Source organism: Mesorhizobium sp. B263B2A (assembly GCF_020165775.1).
Lineage (GTDB): Bacteria > Pseudomonadota > Alphaproteobacteria > Rhizobiales > Rhizobiaceae > Mesorhizobium > Mesorhizobium opportunistum.
Map to the genome: position 1 here is coordinate 167,022 of NZ_JAIUIU010000011.1, position 17,104 is coordinate 184,125.

18 protein-coding genes and 1 pseudogene are annotated in these 17,104 nt (G+C 62.8%); 7 read left to right on the top strand and 12 right to left on the bottom strand.

The genetic code is table 11. The annotated features are described in order from the left end of the window. Positions 1–74: 74 nt before the first annotated feature. Entirely contained in the window at positions 75–260 is a 186-nt protein-coding gene (locus tag LB568_RS18900) for a hypothetical protein (protein WP_013894969.1), read from the bottom strand. Positions 261–483: 223 nt separating this feature from the next. Here LB568_RS18900 and LB568_RS18905 point away from each other — a divergent pair, with 223 nt between their 5' ends. Beyond that, complete coding sequence (locus LB568_RS18905) at positions 484–1,383, top strand: LysR substrate-binding domain-containing protein (protein ID WP_013894970.1); 900 nt, start codon at positions 484–486, stop codon at positions 1,381–1,383. 26 nt (positions 1,384–1,409) lie between these two features. On the opposite strand, the gene LB568_RS18910 is transcribed toward LB568_RS18905, so the two are convergent. From LB568_RS18910 to LB568_RS18950, 9 genes and pseudogenes are all read right to left on the bottom strand, one after another. Next, positions 1,410–2,363 carry an alpha/beta hydrolase gene (locus LB568_RS18910; protein ID WP_224730979.1) on the bottom strand — a complete coding sequence of 318 codons (954 nt, stop codon included), beginning with the start codon at positions 2,361–2,363 and terminating at the stop codon, positions 1,410–1,412. Between the two features lie 258 nt (positions 2,364–2,621). Continuing rightward, positions 2,622–2,807, bottom strand: a complete 186-nt coding sequence (locus LB568_RS18915) for a hypothetical protein (RefSeq protein WP_224730962.1) — start codon at positions 2,805–2,807, stop codon at positions 2,622–2,624. Positions 2,808–2,984: 177 nt separating this feature from the next. Continuing rightward, positions 2,985–5,053, bottom strand: a pseudogene (locus tag LB568_RS18920) (ASKHA domain-containing protein). A 374-nt stretch (positions 5,054–5,427) separates the two neighbouring features. After that, the gene (locus LB568_RS18925) at positions 5,428–6,402 is read right to left on the bottom strand and encodes a methyltetrahydrofolate cobalamin methyltransferase (RefSeq protein WP_140576166.1); all 975 of its coding nucleotides are present in this window, start codon (positions 6,400–6,402) and stop codon (positions 5,428–5,430) included. A gap of 81 nt (positions 6,403–6,483) precedes the next feature. Further along, positions 6,484–7,575 (bottom strand): methylenetetrahydrofolate reductase, encoded by a 1,092-nt coding sequence (locus LB568_RS18930; RefSeq protein WP_013894976.1) that lies wholly within the window; start codon positions 7,573–7,575, stop codon positions 6,484–6,486. After that, a complete protein-coding gene (locus LB568_RS18935) occupies positions 7,572–8,201 on the bottom strand; it encodes a methylenetetrahydrofolate reductase C-terminal domain-containing protein (RefSeq protein WP_224730963.1) in 630 nt (209 codons plus the stop codon). Before LB568_RS18935 ends, LB568_RS18930 begins: the two co-directional genes overlap by 4 nt. Beyond that, a complete protein-coding gene (locus LB568_RS18940) occupies positions 8,194–8,496 on the bottom strand; it encodes a virulence factor (RefSeq protein ID WP_023763393.1) in 303 nt (100 codons plus the stop codon). The genes LB568_RS18935 and LB568_RS18940 overlap by 8 nt, the downstream gene beginning before the upstream one ends. Before the next feature lie 305 nt (positions 8,497–8,801). Next, a complete protein-coding gene (locus LB568_RS18945) occupies positions 8,802–9,584 on the bottom strand; it encodes a formyl transferase (RefSeq protein WP_013894979.1) in 783 nt (260 codons plus the stop codon). A 114-nt stretch (positions 9,585–9,698) separates the two neighbouring features. Beyond that, on the bottom strand, positions 9,699–10,274 hold the full coding sequence (locus tag LB568_RS18950) for a DUF4893 domain-containing protein (RefSeq protein WP_140576169.1): 576 nt from the start codon (positions 10,272–10,274) through the stop codon (positions 9,699–9,701). Positions 10,275–10,424: 150 nt separating this feature from the next. On the opposite strand from LB568_RS18950, the gene LB568_RS18955 reads away from it, so the two are divergent. Beyond that, complete coding sequence (locus tag LB568_RS18955) at positions 10,425–11,348, top strand: NAD-dependent epimerase/dehydratase family protein (protein ID WP_224730964.1); 924 nt, start codon at positions 10,425–10,427, stop codon at positions 11,346–11,348. Here LB568_RS18955 and LB568_RS18960 read toward each other — a convergent pair. Further along, positions 11,345–11,989 carry a DUF1638 domain-containing protein gene (locus LB568_RS18960; RefSeq protein ID WP_224730965.1) on the bottom strand — a complete coding sequence of 215 codons (645 nt, stop codon included), beginning with the start codon at positions 11,987–11,989 and terminating at the stop codon, positions 11,345–11,347. The two genes, LB568_RS18955 and LB568_RS18960, sit on opposite strands and share 4 nt — an antisense overlap. Before the next feature lie 65 nt (positions 11,990–12,054). Here LB568_RS18960 and LB568_RS18965 point away from each other — a divergent pair, with 65 nt between their 5' ends. Continuing rightward, positions 12,055–12,189, top strand: a complete 135-nt coding sequence (locus tag LB568_RS18965) for an entericidin A/B family lipoprotein (protein ID WP_013894983.1) — start codon at positions 12,055–12,057, stop codon at positions 12,187–12,189. A 100-nt stretch (positions 12,190–12,289) separates the two neighbouring features. On the opposite strand, the gene LB568_RS18970 is transcribed toward LB568_RS18965, so the two are convergent. Beyond that, positions 12,290–12,988: a corrinoid protein gene (locus tag LB568_RS18970; RefSeq protein WP_013894984.1), complete on the bottom strand. Its 699-nt coding sequence runs from the start codon at positions 12,986–12,988 to the stop codon at positions 12,290–12,292. Positions 12,989–13,278: 290 nt separating this feature from the next. Here LB568_RS18970 and LB568_RS18975 point away from each other — a divergent pair, with 290 nt between their 5' ends. The 4 genes from LB568_RS18975 to LB568_RS18990 all read left to right on the top strand — a co-directional run bounded on the left by LB568_RS18975 (position 13,279) and on the right by LB568_RS18990 (position 17,104). Continuing rightward, positions 13,279–14,853 (top strand): trimethylamine methyltransferase family protein, encoded by a 1,575-nt coding sequence (locus LB568_RS18975; RefSeq protein ID WP_224730966.1) that lies wholly within the window; start codon positions 13,279–13,281, stop codon positions 14,851–14,853. Between the two features lie 97 nt (positions 14,854–14,950). Next, entirely contained in the window at positions 14,951–15,631 is a 681-nt protein-coding gene (locus LB568_RS18980) for a hypothetical protein (RefSeq protein WP_224730967.1), read from the top strand. A gap of 105 nt (positions 15,632–15,736) precedes the next feature. Continuing rightward, complete coding sequence (locus LB568_RS18985) at positions 15,737–16,474, top strand: dienelactone hydrolase family protein (protein WP_224730968.1); 738 nt, start codon at positions 15,737–15,739, stop codon at positions 16,472–16,474. A gap of 69 nt (positions 16,475–16,543) precedes the next feature. After that, the gene (locus LB568_RS18990) at positions 16,544–17,104 is read left to right on the top strand and encodes an RNA polymerase sigma factor (RefSeq protein WP_224730969.1); all 561 of its coding nucleotides are present in this window, start codon (positions 16,544–16,546) and stop codon (positions 17,102–17,104) included.

Below are 17,104 nucleotides of genomic sequence, written 5' to 3' on the forward strand. Positions count from 1 at the left end.
TTGAATGCAAATAAAATAGAGAAGGCCTGCCGGGCGGGTGGCGCGGCAGGCCTTCAGCATTTGATACACACGATTTACTTTGCTCCAGCCCAGGATCCGATGCCGTTGCGAATACCGGCCTTGGCGTCGGAGGCTTCAGGCCAGCCAATATCCTTTTGCAGTTCGATCGGCAGGGAACGGATGGCGCGTTCGGTCTGGTAGCGGGCACGGGCCTCGCTGAATTCGGTCGCGATGCGGCCGAGGGACGACAGGATAGACATTTCATTCTCCCTTATGTGCCGGACAGGGGTGCCAGGCAGTGGCTGGTTACGTCATGTCTGTTTCAGCTTCATTTCATGTCGAATGCGGATCTGTGTCGTGTTGGTTTCATGATTGCATCTGGCAGCATCCTGCTTCGACAAGATTGACTATCCTCCCAAACTGATGTTCAATCAAACGAAATGGAATGATGCTTTGTATCAGAAAAATTGAAGGTCGATCGCCATGAACGCCCCACTCAATCATCCGCTGCCGCTGCTCGATCTCGACGTTTTGCGCACTTTCGTGGCGATTGCCGAGACCGGCAGCTTCACCACCGCCGCCAACGCCGTCTTCCGCACGCCGTCCGCGGTGTCGATGCAGATCAAGAAGCTGGAAGACATTCTCGGCCGCTCGGTGTTCGCGCGCGACGCGCGTTCGGTGACGCTCACCACGGACGGCGAGATGCTGCTGGGCTATGCCCGCCGGCTGTTGTCGATCAACCGCGAGGTGGTGTCGAAGTTCATCATCCCCGATATCGTCGGCGTGGTGCGGCTCGGTTCGCCGGATGACTATGGCGAGCGCGTGCTGCCGCATGTGCTGAAGCGCTTCGCGCAGTCGCATCCCTCGATCGCGGTCGACGTCACCATCGACCAGAGCAGCAACCTGCGCCGGCGCATGGACGACCGCGCGCTCGACATCACGCTCCTGACCAATTCCTACAAGACCAGCGCGCTCGGCGCCGAGGTGCTCTTGACCGAGCCGATCGTATGGGCCGGCGCCAAGGGCGGCTGCGCGCATCTGCGCGAGCCCTTGCCGGTGTCGCTATGGGAAGAGGGCTGCGCCTGGCGCGCCGGCGCGCTCGAAGCGCTGAGCCGCGAAGGGCGCAATTACCGCATTGCCTATATGAGCGCCCATACGGCCGGCCAGCGGGCCGCCATCATGTCCGACCTCGCCGTGGCGCCGCTGCCGAAGTCCTTCCTCGGCAACGACATGGTCGAACTCTGCCCGAAGGACGGCATGCCCGACATCGGCACTTACAATCTGGCCATGGTGGTGGCGCCGGACGCCAGCGCTCCGGTCAAGGCTGTCGCCGACCACATCCGTGCCACCTTCGAAGTGTTCCGGGAAACCGGCAAGTTCTGATCCGCCAGCGTGTGGGACTGAAAGCGCTACTCCGCCGCCTCGGCGGAGGGAGCTTCGAAGCTTGTTCTGGTGCCTTGGCTGATCGGTGCACCGACGTCGTTGAGGAACGTGACGATGTGCTGGCGCGCGCGGCGCGATTCCGGCATGTCGATCAGCGGCCAGACATGAAACATGCCTTCCTCGTACACGAGCTCGACATCAACGCCGGCTGCGCGCGCTTTTTGCGCGAAGATCAGATTGTCGGGTGTGAGGAGATCGCGCGAGCCCGTCAGAAGCAATGTCTTGGGCAACACCGAGAGATCGCCATAGACCGGACTGATATGCCAGTCGGTGGGAAGCATTCCGGCACTGTAGAGCCGGATCGCCTCCCGTCCGCCGGCAATGCCCAACCAGGGATCGTTCCTCTCCGCTTCGAACACTTCGGGGTTTGCAAGCGAAACATCGAGCCCTGGTGAAATCAGAACATGGCGCGATGGCGGCGGCAGACCCTGTTCGACCGCCATCATGGTCAGCACCACAGCCATGTTGCCACCGGCGGAATCGCCCATGAAGACGATGTCCTCGGGGTCGGTCTCGTCGAGCATTCGGCGATAAACGTCGCCAACCATGCCGAACATGGCGTGGAAGTCATGCTCGGGAGCGATGGGATAGATCGGCACGGTGACGGCATAGCCCAGACGGTCGGCCATGTCGGCAATCAGGTGCCAATGATACGGCGTGATTTCAAAGACATAGGCACCGCCGTGCAGGTAGAGAATCCGCTTTCGCTCGCCGGCCCTGGGGGCGATCTCGTAGACCGGAAAGCCGTCGACGGTACTTGTCTGGATGTTGAGGCGCTGCTGCAGCGAGGCCGGCGGATGATGATCTTCGGTTTTGCGCGCGGCCGCGATCCAGCGCTGCAGGTTTTCCGGGCTGGAAAACGCCTTCTTGCGGCTGTGCCTGAGCACGAAGGAAACAACGTGGCTTTTCAAACTTGGCATGCGGATACACGAACTTCGGCGGCAGCCGACTAAGAGAATTCCCCTCTTTTTTGAAGATCGGGTGCTGGCCGAAAATGTCAAGATTTACGCCGTGTGCCACACGGTGGTGTGATCCGCCCGCATGGACGCTGAACCGCGATAAGCAGCGCGGTCAGCGGCGCGGCAAGAGTGCTGCGCGCAATCGGTTGCTGGTGGCCGCCGGGGACATGCGAGGTCTCCGGCGGATGCCGAGCAATTTGCATTTTTCGGCGAAGGTCATCAGCGTGGCGTACCCAGAAGCAGCGAGGTGAGCGCGGCCTGCGGGTCATTCTGCGGCGATGCCGGCCAACCAATGTCCTTCTGGACATGCGCCGGCAGGCTGTTCAGCGCGCGGCTCGCCCTGTTCTTGGCGTGGGCCTGCCTGATGGTCGCACCGAAGCGGCCGAGATTTTCGAACATCGACATTTTCATCTCCCTTGAAGAGCAGCGGCGGCCGAGGGTTTGTCCGTGGCCGCCGTGCGATGCCGGGTAAATGCGCCTGCCATGTATCGGATGGATTTCGCGAAAACAGCGTTTTGGTTTCCGGATCGGGCGATCCGGAAACATTTGCATACAAACGAAATTGAATGCGTAAGGGCGCGCCTATTCGCGGCCGCGCCTTGCGGCGTGGCCTTCGCGTGAACGCCGGCGACGCCGTCCTCACTGACTGTCTTGCGTGGCGGTAGTTTCACCGCCGCCGACAGTTTCGGGAACGGATCGACCTTGTTGGGCAGTGCCATGGCGTAGACGAAATGCTCCTGGAATTTCGGCTCCAGCGCGGTCTCGATCTTCTCGATCTGCCTCACCGTCTCCTCGATCTCGCGGCGATAGCCGCGATTGAGCAGCGCCATGCGCGCACCGGCGCCGGCGGCGTTGCCGACGGCCGAGACCTTGTCGAGATCGCAATCGGGGATCAGGCCCAGCACCATGGCGTATTTCGGGTCGATGAAGGAGCCGAAGGCGCCGGCGAAGTGGATGCGGTCGACATGCTCGGTGTTCTGCTTTTCCATCAACAGCTTGGTGCCGGCATAAAGGGCCGCCTTGGCAAGCTGGATGGCGCGCACGTCGGTCTGGGTGATGGTGATCTTGGGCCCATCTTCCTTTGACGCAGAGCCTTCCTTCAGCACATAGGAGAAGGTGCGGCCATTGGCGACGACCCGCGGCGAGCGCGCGGCCAACGATCCATCGACGACGCCATCCTCGGAAATGATGCCGGCGAGATACATCTCCGCCACGATCTCGATGATGCCGGAGCCGCAGATGCCGGTGACGCCGGTCGCCTGCACGCTGTCGAGGAAGCCCGGTTCGTCGGACCACAGTTCGGAGCCGATGACGCGGTATTTTGGCTCCAGCGTCTCCGGATCGATACGCACGCGCTCGATGGCGCCGGGGGCGGCTCGCTGGCCGCCGGAGATTTCAGCACCTTCGAAGGCGGGACCGGTCGGAGAAGAGGCGGCCACGACCCGCGCGCGGTTGCCGAGCACGATCTCTGCATTGGTGCCGACATCGACGATCAGCATCATCTCGTCCTGGCGGTGCGGGCCTTCCGACAGTGTCACCGCCGCCGCGTCGGCGCCGACATGGCCGGCGATGCAAGGCAGCATGTAGAGCCGGGCGCCCTGGTTGAGCTTCAGGCCGATGTCGGAGGCCTTGATGCGCACCGCTCCGGAGACGGCGAGCGCGAAGGGGGCGCCGCCGAGTTCGGTCGGATCGATGCCGAGGAACAGATGGTGCATGATCGGATTGCCGACGAAGACGGAATCCAGGATGTCGTTACGCTGGACGTTGCCTTCCGCGCAGACCTTGTCGACGAGGCTGGAGATTGCTTCGCGCACGGCGACCGTCATGCCTTCGCGGCCGTCCGGGTTCATCATCACGTAGGAGACACGGCTCATCAGATCCTCGCCGAAGCGGATCTGCGGGTTCGACGTGCCCGACGAGGCGGCGACACGGCCGGACAGCAGCGACACCAGGTGCATGGCGATGGTGGTCGAGCCGATATCGCAGGCGAGACCATAGGCCTCGTTCTTGAGGCCCGGCCACAGCGCGATGACCCGCGCGATGTCGCTGTCGGCGTCCTTGTGGATGGCGGCGGTCGCGGTCCAGTTGCCCTTGCGCAATATGCCCTGCACCTGCGGCAGCAGGTAGAAATCGAATTCGAGGTTTTTGAAGCCCCAGTCTTTCATCAGCGCGATCTTGAGCCGATCGAGGTCGCCTGATGGATTGTGCATGTCGGGCTCTTCGATCTCGACATAGCACATGCGGATCGCCGTATCGCGGGCGATCACCCTGGTGTCGGCGTCCTTGCGGATGGTCTGCGCATTGATGACCGTATCCTGCGGTACGTCGATGACGAGGTCGCCGAGAATCTGCGCCGAGCAGGAGAGGCGGCGCCGTTCGGGCAGGCCGCGCACGCGCTCGTAGCGCTCTTCCTTGGGACCCTTGGGCGAAATGTGCTCGTTGGACGAGACGATCTTGTGCTTGGCGAAATTGCCTTCCTGCACCTCGACCTGGCAGCGCCCGCACGTTGCGCGCCCACCGCACACGCTTTCGACATAGACACCAAGCTGGCGCGCGGCATCCAGGACCGGCGTGCCGACAGGAAACCGCCCGCGCTTGCCCGACGGCATGAACAGCACGAGCGGATCGGTGATGTTTGCAGGTGAGTTCATATTTTCACTACTCGACTAAGCCAGCGCTAGGAAAAAATTTCACATATGCGAGGCTTGCCAGGAACGATGCGGTGAGAGGCAAAGGGTACCACCGCACCCAAAATATGGAGAATCTCTCCAAACTCTGCCGGTCCAGGATTCTTACAGGAATTGTGCTGATCAATAGAGGCAATATCATCAGCACACAGGCTATCAAGGTAGTGCAGATGCACAGGTCAAAATAGCGTAGGTATTCGTGACTCAGATAGCCGAATGCGTAAGCCCCGGCCAAGACCATGAAAAAGCTGCAAAAAAGCACTTTCGCAATTATCTGCCACTGCGGCATTTCGAGCTTTTTTTGATCTTGATCTGTCAAGGACTTTGTCCTGGCTCGCTTATCCTCGACCCATCCGGGCCTCACGACCGCCGCGGCGGCGGCCACCGTTGCCGTTGCCTTCGCCTGGCGCATTGACCGCTGTCGGCGCCGCGACCGCCTGACCGCCTTCGGCCGGCTTGTAGTCCTTGTAGGTGCGGATCCAGTTGGTGCAGTTCTCGTCGGTGCCGTTGAGCACATTGGCGCCGCGCACGGCTTCCATTTCCTGCGGACGCACCGGGTTCATGATCGCCGAGGTCATGCCGGCGCCGATCACCATCGGGATGAAGGCGGCGTTGATGCCGTGGCGGTGCGGCAGGCCGAACGAGATGTTGGACAGACCGCAGGTGGTGTTGACCTTGAGTTCCTCACGCAGGCGGCGCAGCAGGGCGAACACCTGGCGGCCGGCATCGCCCAGCGCGCCGATCGGCATGACCAGCGGGTCGACGACCACGTCATGCGCCGGAATGCCGAAATCGGCACAGCGCTGCACGATCTTCTTGGCGACGGCGAAACGCACGTCCGGGTCCATCGAGATGCCAGTCTCGTCATTGGAGATGGCAACGACCGGCACATTGTACTTCTTGATCAGCGGCAGGATGGCTTCGAGCTTTTCCTCCTCGCCGGTGACGGAGTTGACCAGCGGGCGGCCCTTGGCGACCTTGAGCGCCGCCTCGATCGCGGCGGTGACGGAGGAGTCGATCGACAGCGGCAGGTCGACGAGGCCCTGGACGATCTCCAGCGTCTGCACCAGCAGCGCCGGCTCGGTCGCGTTGGGGTCGACAGCGGTCACGCCGGCATTGACGTCGAGCATTGTGGCGCCGCAAGCGGCCTGTTCCAGCGCGTCCTTGATGACGGTCTCGAAATTACCGGCGATCATTTCGGCGGCGAGCTTCTTGCGGCCGGTCGGGTTGATGCGCTCGCCGATCACGCAGAAGGGCTGGTCGAAGCCGATGATGATTTCTCGTGTCGCCGAGGCGACGATGGTCCGGGTCATGAAATCTCTCCGTCGTGATATAAAGAGTTCTTTATATCGTTATCTCTTCTTGATCAAGCGAATGGTCGCTCTCCGCACGGATCAATGCGCGGTCTTCACCATGTCCACCTGGGTTTCGGTAATCTCGTCGTGCAGGATGTGGTCGAGCCGGTCGGCGACCATCTGGTCGTCGCGGCGAATCTCACGCTTCCAGGGCTGGCGGCCCTTGAGCACGCCCGATTCATCGACGATCTCGGCGACGTACTCCTCCTGGCGGTAGGCCATCACATGGATGCCCGAGACGCCGGGGATTTCCTTCACCTCGTTGATGATGTCGGTGCAGAGCTGCTTGCCTTCCTTTTTCTGGTCCTGGGCGCCCTCCAGCCGCTTAATGATGGCGTCCGGGATATGGATGCCCGGTACGTTGGAGCGGATCCACTTGGCGGTCTTTGCCGAGGCGAGCGGGCCGACGCCGCACAGGATGAACACTTTCTCTGTATGCCCCAAGTCCCGCGCCTTCTGCATGAAGGTCCTGAACATCGGCACGTCGAAACAATACTGCGTCTGCACGAACTGCGCGCCGGCGGCGATCTTCTTGCCGAGATGGATCGGGCGGAAATCGAAGGGCGGCGCGAACGGATTGACGGCCGCACCCAGGAACAGCTGCGGCGGCGTGGTGAGCTTGCGGCCGGACAGGAACTTGCCGTTGTCGCGCATGATGCGGCAGGTCTCGAGCAGCGACATGGAATCGAGGTCGAACACCGGCTTGGCGCCGGGCTGGTCGCCGGCCTGGACGCCGTCGCCGGTCAGGCACAGCATATTGGCCACGCCCATCGCAGCACCGCCGAGCACGTCGCCCTGGATGGCGATGCGGTTCTTGTCGCGGCAGGCGATCTGCATGATCGGTGCATAGCCCATGCGGGTCAGCAGCGCGCAGATGCCGACCGAGGACATGTGGCAGTTGGCGCCGGACGCATCGACCGCGTTGATGGCGTCGACCCAGCCGTCGAAGATCTTCGCCCTGTTATAGACGTCTTCGGGGTCTGCGCTGTCGGGCGGATTGAGTTCGGTGGTCACCGCGAATTCGCCGCGCCGCAGCACGCGCTCGAGCCGGCCACGCGAGGTGTGGCCGGGCAGGGGGTCGAGCGGCAGGTGAATGCCGGCCGGGTTTTCGTCACGCTGGCGGCCGATCATGCGGCGGCTCCGGTCTTGGCATCTGCGGTTTTGGCATCGGCCGCGGCCTGACGGGCTGCCGCCGCCTGGGCTGTGACGCGCAGCCAGGCCGAGGTTTCGCGCAGCGACTGGTCGACCGGCTTCTGGACGGTCAGGATCTTGTCGGAATTGACCATGTTCTGCGAGCCTTCCCAGGCCTTGACCCAGACGCAGGGCATATCAGGCTCGACCTCGCAATTGCCGTTGGCGCGCACGCCGCCGCAGGGGCCGTTGCGCAACTGCTTGGGGCAGTTCATCGGGCACGACATGCCGGTCGAGGACAATATGCATTGGCCGCACATGCGGCAGTCGAACATGAAGCCTTTTACGCGCTTCTCGACGAACTTGATCGGGGCCTCGACGCGACCGTAGCCGATGCCTTTCCACAAGGGATGCAGCAGCAGGAACATGTCGGCGAACCTGGAGTAGAACCATTCGAGCAATCGCGAGTGCCGCACAGACCACAGCCTGACCGCGAACGAGCGCTGCACGCGCCGCTGCGGCGACACGTCGGCCGGCTTGTAGTCGGATTTCGGCGCCGCCTTCTTATTGAGCGTGGCCTGGGTGACCGCCGCCGCTTCCTTGTTGACGGGAGTGGTCTCAGACATTTTCTTTGCCGCCCGCTTTCACCAGAGCGACCAGCCGCTCACGGTCATACTTCGCGTCGATATCGTTGAATGCCTTTTCGACCTCGGCTTCGAGGTCGTCGCCGACCGGGACCGGATCGGCCTTGCGCCATTCGGCCAGATAGTCGTCCGTGCCGCCGGCGCCGGTGCGCATGGCGCACATGTCGATCGCCTCGGTGAAGCGCAAAGGCAGCTCACGCTTGGCATTCTGCCGGCCTTTCTTGACAATGACCTGGGCAGGGATGTCGCGCCAGTAGACGACGATCAGATCGGCCATGAATTCTCACTCCCGTAGAGCGCCGTGCCTCCACTTGGACGCACAAAGGACGCTCTACCACTTCAAGTTCGCTGCATCATGCTTTCCGAAGATCGGGTCCGATTTCGGGACGATGCAGCAACTGCGAGCATTGCCGCATGCGCAGTGGGCCCGCTTGTTATGGGACGACGCGCGCGCATTCAAAAGCGACGCATTTCGATGTCGTAAAATGAAAGGTTCGTTTATTCGTTTCCGGCACTGGCAGCGGCAAGCCCGGCGCGACGAAAAAGCTGGCGTGCGGCACGTGGCTCCGGACGAGGAATCCGCTACCAGATGCCGGTTCTGATGCCTGTCCAGACGTAGAACCAGATCGTCGGGTGGTACCATTGCCGCGACGGCAGGCCGGGGTCGAAGGTGGTGAGCTTTCCGGCCAGCACGTCGCTGATGGCCTCGACGCAGATGTCGCGCGAGAATGCTGTCTGCCGGAGCGCATAGCTGGAAATGGTGTCGCCCCGTTTGGGCTGGCCGCGCACCTGTTTCAGCACCGCACCGGTGTCGACGCCGGGATCGACCAGATGCACGGTGGTGCCGAAATTCTGGCGATCGCCCGATGTCAGGGCCCAGTAGCCGCCATTCATGCCGCGGTATTTCGGCGTGATGCCGGCGTGATAGTTGAGTACCGGGCAAGGCATCCTGGCCAACATGTCCTTCGACAACAGCCGGCAGCCGTTGAGCAGGACGACGCCAGGCTGGAGCTTCTGGATCGCCTCGAGGCACTCCGGCCCGTTTGCCGAGGCAACATGGATGATCTCCTGGTCCCGCCTGGGCTCGGTCTCGAGTTTCTCCTCGGCGATCAACCGTGCGGCATGGCTGACGAGGAACCGTTTCCCCAGCCTGCTCAGCACCATCGTGCCAAGCTGGCCGATGGCGGAGATCCAGCCTTGGCGACGAGCCCGGCCAATTAGCAATTGCTTTTTGGATTCAGGGGTTTCGAGGACGACGCTTACAGGACCGACGCGGTCCGCGATCGCGTTGATCATGGCCCAGACATGCTGGCCTCCTCCGGTGACGACCACGATCGGACGCGGACTGGACTGCGATGCTGCCATGGATCTTGCCACCCTCCAAGCGACCCGTTCTCGACAATGGGCCGGATGCTAGGCGGGGCGGGTTAATTGTTGGTGTGTCCAAAGCTCGCCAGGCAAGACATGAAAGGACCCGGGTCAGCGCTTGAATTCGAGGATGTCGAGCTTCGATTCATAGTAGGGGGCGGGAAATTCGATGCGCCATTCGCTGGCGCCGGTGCGGAAGGCATAGCCGACCTGGTCGCTCTGCGGACCGCTGCCGTAAGGCTTTGCCGGATCCTCGTTGACGGTGAAGGAGCCGAGATAGATGGCACGCTTTTCGCCGTCGTCGAAGAAGCGACCCTTGGTGCGCTGCGAACCGCTCACCTTTTCCAGCCGCCAGCCGGAGCCGTCATCGGTCACCTTGCACTTGAACCAGCCATAGATGACGAGCGCCGACGTTCCGCCCGCCTTGATGGTGCGGCACTGCCAGTTGCCGGTCAGGTCCTTGTCGGAAAAGGACACCAGGGGCGTCGCAACCAAGGCGTCGAGCTGCTTGACCTCGGCCGGGTTGCCGGCCTTCGCCTCGGCAAGTGCCGCCTTGCGCGTCTCGCCATATTTGTCGAGGCGGGCCTTGTCGGCAGGTGTGATCAACTTCTGCACCTCGCCGTCGGCAAGGGCGGGCAGGGTGCAGCAGAGCAGGCCGATGGCGGCGAAAAGGGGACGAAGGATCATCTGGAACTCCCTGGATAAAACGTCAATCGATAAAAAATGGCAGTTAATGTCTGGAGCGGTGCTGCCGCCGGCCGATGGCTGACTTTACCGGGTCGCTCGCGCCTGTCATCCGTGCTTAACAGCGTCATCGTCAAAAATCATGGTGCGCGCATGCGAATCTTGCTCACGGGATCGTCGGGTTGGCTGGGCGGCGCGCTGGCGCCGCGGCTGCGGGGCCTTGGTCACGAGGTGATAGGTCTCGACCCCGTTCCATCTGTTGAAACGCAGATGATCGGCTCGATCGCCGACCGTGATCTTGTCCTGCGCACGGTCGGCGACAACCGCATCGAAGCCATCATCCACAGCGGCGCGCTGCACAAGCCCAACATAGAAAGCCGCGCCAACAGCGATTTCGTGGCCACCAACGTACAGGGCACGCTGAACCTGCTCGATGCGGCGGTGGCGGCCGGTGTGGAGCGTTTCGTCTTCACGTCGACGACCTCGCTAATGATCTCGCAGGGGATACGCGACGGGTTCAGGGGCGGTGCGCGCAAGGCCGCCTGGCTGACGGAGGCGATGTCGCCCGAGCCACGCAACATCTATGGCGTCACCAAGCTTTCGGCCGAACATCTTTGCCGTCTCTATCATCTTCAGCACGGCCTGCCGGTGGTCGTGCTGCGCACGGCCCGCTTCTTTCCCGAAGCCGACGACATGGCGCATGCGATCGAACAGTCTGATGCCAACACCAAGGCGAATGAATTGCTGTTCCGGCGGCTGACGGTTGAAGATGCGGCCGAGGCTCATGTCGCGGCCTTGGAGAAGGCGCCGCAGCTTGGCTTCGATATATTCATCGTCTCGGCGCCGACCCCGTTTCAGCCCGGCGACTGCGGCGCGCTGATCAGGGACGCGCCATCGGTCGTCGCGCGCTATTTCCCCGACTTTCCGGCGCTTTACGCGCGAAAGGGCTGGACGATGTTTTCCTCCATCGACCGGGTCTACGACCCGTCGCGGGCGCGAGACAGGCTGGGTTTCGTCTGCAAGACGAGCTTCGCCGACGTGCTGGCTGCACTGCGGGTGGAAAAGGGGCCGGTCTAGCGTAGTGGCGGCATGGCGGCAGCCGCGGCTTTCGCCATTCCGGCCGTCAGGTCGCCATAGCCGGTCGCGCGCCGCTCATAAGCGAGGCCGAGCAGGGTGGCGGCCTTTTCCGCGACCTTGTCGAGCTCCGGATCGTCGGTCTGGGCGAGATAGATCAGCTTCTCGTAGTTGCCGAAATAGTCCTTGATCAGTTCCGGGTGCTTGTCGAGGCCGAGCGGCTTCATGAAGAAGGCGTCGAACTGGCGGCACAGGAAATCCGTCATGTAGAAGGACATCATGTCGTCATCGGCGACCTTCGCGTAGGCGTCCATGCCCTGGTAGAAGGCGAAACAATGCGGGCCGGCCATGCGCTCGACGCCGTGCTTCTCGCAGACCCGGTCGAGCAGGCCGCCAGTGCCGCAATCGGCATAGCCGACGAAGATGTGCTTGTAACCCTCCGACTTGGCCTTCTCGATCGCCTTGTCCATGGCGGGCGCGATGCGGTTGGGATAGAAATGAAACTCCGCCGGCAGACAGGTCAATTCGAGGTGATCGAGCCCGAGCTGTTCCTTGACGGCCAACACCTCGCGCGCAATCATCCCACAGGCGATGACGAGCAGCCTGTCGTCTTGATTCGGGTTCGTTTTCAGTGTTTTGGCCATGGAACCAGCCGAGCCGGCCTTCGTTGCTGCGGGGTTAAATTTATCTATTGAGGGAGACACCATCCATGAAACTGCTACGCATCGCACCAATCGCCATTCTTGCCTGTGCACTTGCCCTTACAGCCTGCGCGAACACTGTCCGCGGCGTCGGCAAGGACGTCAAGTCGACGGCCAGGGCGGTCAAGGACACCGTCAACTGATCGGCAGCCTCGTCCGTCATTTGGGAACAAAAAAGCCGCGCTGCAAGGCGCGGCTCTTTCCATTGGCCATGCTGGCCACTGTCCATGCCGGATTGGCCAATCAGGACGCAGCGCGCACATTGTGCTTGCGTTTCATGTAGTCCTTGGCGGTCTCGACCGCCACGGCGGCATCGCGACAATAGGCATCGGCGCCGACGGCCTTGCCGAATTCCTCGTTGAGCGGCGCGCCGCCGACCAGCACGACATAATCGTCGCGGATGCCCTTTTCCTTCATCGTGTCGATGACGACCTTCATGTAGGGCATGGTCGTGGTCAGCAGCGCCGACATGCCGATGATGTCGGGCTGATGCTGCTCGATGGCATCGAGATATTTCTCGACCGCGTTGTTGATGCCAAGGTCGATGACGTCGAAGCCGGCGCCCTCCATCATCATGCCGACCAGGTTCTTGCCGATGTCGTGGATGTCGCCCTTGACGGTGCCGATCACCATCTTGCCCTGCTTGGGCGCGCCGGTGGCGGCCAGCAGCGGCCGCAGGATGAACATGCCGGCCTTCATGGCGTTGGCCGACAACAGCACCTCGGGAACGAACAGGATGCCGTCGCGAAAATCCTCGCCGACGATGCGCATGCCCTCGACCAGCGCCTCGGTCAGCACCTTGTAGGGCACCCAGCCGCGCTCGAGCAGGATCCGCGTGCCTTCCTCGATCTCTTCCTTCAGCCCGTCATAGAGATCGTCGTGCATCTGCTGCACCAACTCCTCGTCGGAAAGCTCGGAAAGGATGATCTCGTCGTCGGCCATTTTGATCCAACTCCTCACGGCATCGCGACTGCGTCGCAAGGCACAACAGATTTGCGTCCATACCTAACCCGCTAGGGGCGGGTATCCATAGCTGATTTGCGACTTCCCGCAAAAGGAAAGCGACTGGAAAATCTATTGGTTTTCTTGTCGATTTTGCGACAGGCGTTGGCGCGGACGGGCCGTTTCGAATAGGGTGCATGGCTACGATCCGGCGAAAGCCGCGCCATGCGGCCGCAACGGCTACGGACCGGTCCATATCGAGGCCCGGCCATATTCAGGGAAGAGCGATCATGAGCGAACACGCGGCAGTCGACCAGGAAGCGTCAAACGCGCGGCGTGGGCGAGGCGCCAGCGGCGGAGCGGCGGCCAGGCGCGCGGCGCGCTCCGGCGGCGGCCCCGGCACGCAGCTCACCTACATCAAGCGCAAGATCAACGTCTATGAGGTGCTCAACGAAGAGGGCCTGGCGCTGATCGAGAAGAACACCGACACGGTGCTGGAAGAAATCGGCATCATTTTTCGCGATGACGCCGAAGCGCTGCAGCTTTGGAAAGAGGCGGGCGCCGACGTCAAGGGCGAGCGCGTGCATTTCCCGAAAGGTCTCTGCCGTTCGCTGCTGAAGACCGCGCCGTCCGTCTACACCCAGCATGCCCGCAATTCCGAGCGCTCGGTGCAGATCGGCGGCAATGCCACGGTGTTCGCGCCGGTCTACGGACCGCCCTTCGTGCGCGACCTCGACGGCGTCAGGCGTTATGCGACGATCGAGGATTTCCGGAATTTCGTGAAGCTCGCCTATATGGCGCCGTCGATCCACCATTCGGGCGGCACGGTGTGCGAGCCTGTCGACGTGCCGGTCAACAAGCGCCACCTCGACATGGTCTACAGCCACATCAAATATTCCGACAAGCCGTTCATGGGCTCGGTGACCGCGCCGGAGCGCGCCGAGGACACGGTGGCCATGGCCAAGCTCGTGTTCGGCGACGATTTCGTCGAGAACAATACTGTGCTGACCAGCCTGATCAACGCCAACTCGCCGATGGTGTTCGACGAGACCATGCTGGGCGCGCTCAAGGTCTATTCGCGCCACAACCAGGCCTGCATCGTCACGCCGTTCATCCTGGCCGGCGCGATGAGCCCGGTGACGGTTGCCGGCACGCTGACGCAGGTCCTGGCAGAGGTGCTCGCAGGCGCATCGTTCACGCAGCTGATCCGGCCGGGCGCGCCGGTGCTGTTCGGCACCTTCGCCTCGTCGATCTCGATGCAGTCGGGCGCACCGACCTTCGGCACGCCGGAGCCATCGCTGGTCTCCTACGGCGCGGCACAGCTCGCACGCCGCCTCGGCCTGCCGTTCCGCACCGGCGGTTCGCTCTGCGCCTCGAAAATCCCGGACGCACAGGCGGCCTATGAGAGTGCCAACACGCTGAACTCGACCATCCTGGCCGGCACCAATTTCGTGCTGCATTCGGCCGGCTGGCTCGAAGGCGGGCTGGCGTCCTGCTACGAGAAGTTCATGATGGACATCGACCAGCTCGGCATGACGCAGAAATTCTCCGAGGGCGTCGACCTGTCGGAGAACGGCCAGGCGATGGACGCCATCCGCCAGGTCGGGCCGGGCAGCCACTATCTCGGCTGCGACCACACGCAGGCGAATTTCCAGACCGCCTTCTACCGCTCCAACATCGCCGACAACAATTCCTATGAGCAGTGGCTGGCCGAGGGGGAGAAGACCGCGCCGCAGCGCGCCAACGAACTCGCGCGCCGCTGGCTGGAAAGCTACGAGGCGCCGCATCTCGATCCGAGTATCGACGAGGCTCTGAGGGACTTCATCGCCAAGAAGAAGGGGTCGATGCCCGACGCCTTCACCTGAAAGGAGCCCGAGTCAGGCGGGGCTAAAGTCGCCAACATCATCCACAAGGAAGTCTGGCGGAGCGCGTTCTCCGATCCGGTCAAAAAGGAATGATCTTGTGCGCGGCATGATCGAGGAGATCACGGCCGCGCTTGGCGCCAATGGCCTCATCCTGCGTGGTGGCTTTGCCTTTGCGAACAGCGACGAGGCACCCGATGGCGTCTCGGGCGCGCCGGCAAAGTCCGTACTGCTGGTGGGGCAGGCGGGGGCGGCCCCTTGGCCGCATTTCCTGCGCTGGTGCGAGCAGCAGCCACGGCAAATCGCCAATCCGCTCGACACCTGGTCGCGCCAGGTGATCGGCGCGGTGGCGGAGGCATTCGGTGCTCGGGCTGTTTCGCCCTCGGACAAGCCTTATTTGCCATTCCAGCAATGGGCAATGCGGGCGGAGGGGCTGAAGCCGTCGCCGCTCGGCATCCTCATGCACCCGCAATACGGGCTTTGGCATGCCTATCGCGGCGCTTTGCTGTTCGAGGACGAGATCGCGCTTCCGGAGCACAACGACGCGATCCATCTTTGCGACAGCTGTGTCGAGAAACCGTGCCTGAAATCCTGTCCGGTCGACGCTTATTCCGCGGAAGGGTTCGCCCACCAGGCCTGCCTGGCGCATGTGCGGGGAGCGAATGGCGGGCCGTGCCGCGGCGGCGGTTGCCTGGACCGCAATGCCTGCCCCTATGGCACGTCCTATCGCTATCCTCCCGAAGTCCAGGCCTTCCACATGGCTGCGTTTGCACGCCTGTAGATCCAGGCGGCATGCCGCACGAAATCTTGAACGCTCCGGCTTGGTTGCGCCTTGCCCATCCGCCCGGCGCCGATATGTATCGCTCGACACTGAGCGGAGCAGGCGATGACGAAGCAGGACCTTAAGATCAAAACCGGGGATGGCATTGCCAAGGCAGCGCTGTTCCGCCCGGCGGACGCTTCTCGGGCCAAGGCCGGCGTCGTGCTCTATATGGACGCGTTCGGGCCACGGCTAGCGCTCGACGGCATGGCCGAGCGGCTGGCGAACGAAGATTATGCGGTGCTGGTGCCCGACCTGTTCTATCGCAATGCACCCTACGGACCCTTCGATGCCAAGACCGCTTTTTCCGTGGAGCATACCAAGACGGCGCTGACGGCGCTGATCAGCGGCACGACGCAGGAGATGACGATCCGCGACAGCGGCGCCTTCCTCGATGCGCTCGCCGCGGAAGGCGTCACCGGGCCGGTCGGGACAATCGGCTACTGCATGGGCGGCGCGCGGGCGCTGAACGCGGCCGCGAGCTACCCCGATCGCATCGCCGTGACAGCGAGCTTCCATGGCGGCAATCTGGCCAGCGACGCCGCCGACAGCCCGCATCGCAAGGCGGCCTCGATCAAGGCGCGTGTCTATGTCGGCACGGCCGGTATCGACAGGAGTTTCCCGCCGGAACAGTCGGGGCGGCTGGAGGAGGCGCTCAGAGCAGCGGAAGTCGATCATACGATCGAGAACTATGTCGGCATGGCGCATGGCTGGTGCGTGCCGGACCACAGCGTCTTTGATGCTGCCGGCGCGGAGCGGCATTGGAAACGGCTGACAACCCTGTTTGCGGAAACGCTGGGCTAGGACCGCGGCCAAAAAAATCTTTGCATCACCCCAAGGATCAGCCATTAGCCTTCGTCCAACAGGCAAATGATGGCGATGATGCTGGATGAGAGCGAAGCCTCCGACGCCGAATTGATCGGGCGGGCGAAGGGCGGAGACAGGGGGGCTTTCGGCACATTGCTGGAGCGTCACTACGACTTCGTCTATCGGGCCGCCTATCGTTGGTGCGGCAAGAAGGCGGATGCTGAAGACATCGCCCAGGAAGTCTGCGTGCGGCTCGGCAAGGCGATCCGCGACTATCGCGGCGGCGGCGCCTTCACGACATGGCTCTATTCCGTGACGATGAACGCCGCGCGCGACATGATGCGCAAGAGCGCGCGCGAGACGGTCAAGACCGAGGCCTACGGCATTCATGCGTTGATTTCCGGCGAGGCCTTGGCCGAGAGCGAGGATCCCGCCGAGGCTCTGTGGGCAGCGGTGCGGCAACTGCCGGACAAGCAGCGCGACGCGGTGCTGCTGGTCTATGGCGAGGGATTGAACCACGCGGCCGCCGCGGAGGCGATGGCGATCTCGGAGACGACGGTTTCCTGGCACATCCATGAAGCGAAGAAACGGCTGAAGACGCTGATGCGTTCGGCCGGGGAAGTGTGA

Bases quoted from the DNA above. Each gene is read 5' to 3' on its own strand.
- LB568_RS18970 (WP_013894984.1), bottom strand. From the start codon at position 12,988: ATGGCCGACGACGAGATCATCCTTTCCGAGCTTTCCGACGAGGAGTTG.
- LB568_RS18910 (WP_224730979.1), bottom strand. From the start codon at position 2,363: ATGCCAAGTTTGAAAAGCCACGTTGTTTCCTTCGTGCTCAGGCACAGC.
- LB568_RS18935 (WP_224730963.1), bottom strand. From the start codon at position 8,201: ATGTCTGAGACCACTCCCGTCAACAAGGAAGCGGCGGCGGTCACCCAG.
- LB568_RS18940 (WP_023763393.1), bottom strand. From the start codon at position 8,496: ATGGCCGATCTGATCGTCGTCTACTGGCGCGACATCCCTGCCCAGGTC.
- LB568_RS18915 (WP_224730962.1), bottom strand. From the start codon at position 2,807: ATGTCGATGTTCGAAAATCTCGGCCGCTTCGGTGCGACCATCAGGCAG.
- LB568_RS18950 (WP_140576169.1), bottom strand. From the start codon at position 10,274: ATGATCCTTCGTCCCCTTTTCGCCGCCATCGGCCTGCTCTGCTGCACC.
- LB568_RS18960 (WP_224730965.1), bottom strand. From the start codon at position 11,989: ATGGCCAAAACACTGAAAACGAACCCGAATCAAGACGACAGGCTGCTC.
- LB568_RS18990 (WP_224730969.1), top strand. From the start codon at position 16,544: ATGGCGATGATGCTGGATGAGAGCGAAGCCTCCGACGCCGAATTGATC.
- LB568_RS18925 (WP_140576166.1), bottom strand. From the start codon at position 6,402: ATGACCCGGACCATCGTCGCCTCGGCGACACGAGAAATCATCATCGGC.
- LB568_RS18965 (WP_013894983.1), top strand. From the start codon at position 12,055: ATGAAACTGCTACGCATCGCACCAATCGCCATTCTTGCCTGTGCACTT.
- LB568_RS18905 (WP_013894970.1), top strand. From the start codon at position 484: ATGAACGCCCCACTCAATCATCCGCTGCCGCTGCTCGATCTCGACGTT.
- LB568_RS18930 (WP_013894976.1), bottom strand. From the start codon at position 7,575: ATGATCGGCCGCCAGCGTGACGAAAACCCGGCCGGCATTCACCTGCCG.
- LB568_RS18945 (WP_013894979.1), bottom strand. From the start codon at position 9,584: ATGGCAGCATCGCAGTCCAGTCCGCGTCCGATCGTGGTCGTCACCGGA.
- LB568_RS18900 (WP_013894969.1), bottom strand. From the start codon at position 260: ATGTCTATCCTGTCGTCCCTCGGCCGCATCGCGACCGAATTCAGCGAG.
- LB568_RS18985 (WP_224730968.1), top strand. From the start codon at position 15,737: ATGACGAAGCAGGACCTTAAGATCAAAACCGGGGATGGCATTGCCAAG.
- LB568_RS18975 (WP_224730966.1), top strand. From the start codon at position 13,279: ATGAGCGAACACGCGGCAGTCGACCAGGAAGCGTCAAACGCGCGGCGT.
- LB568_RS18955 (WP_224730964.1), top strand. From the start codon at position 10,425: ATGCGAATCTTGCTCACGGGATCGTCGGGTTGGCTGGGCGGCGCGCTG.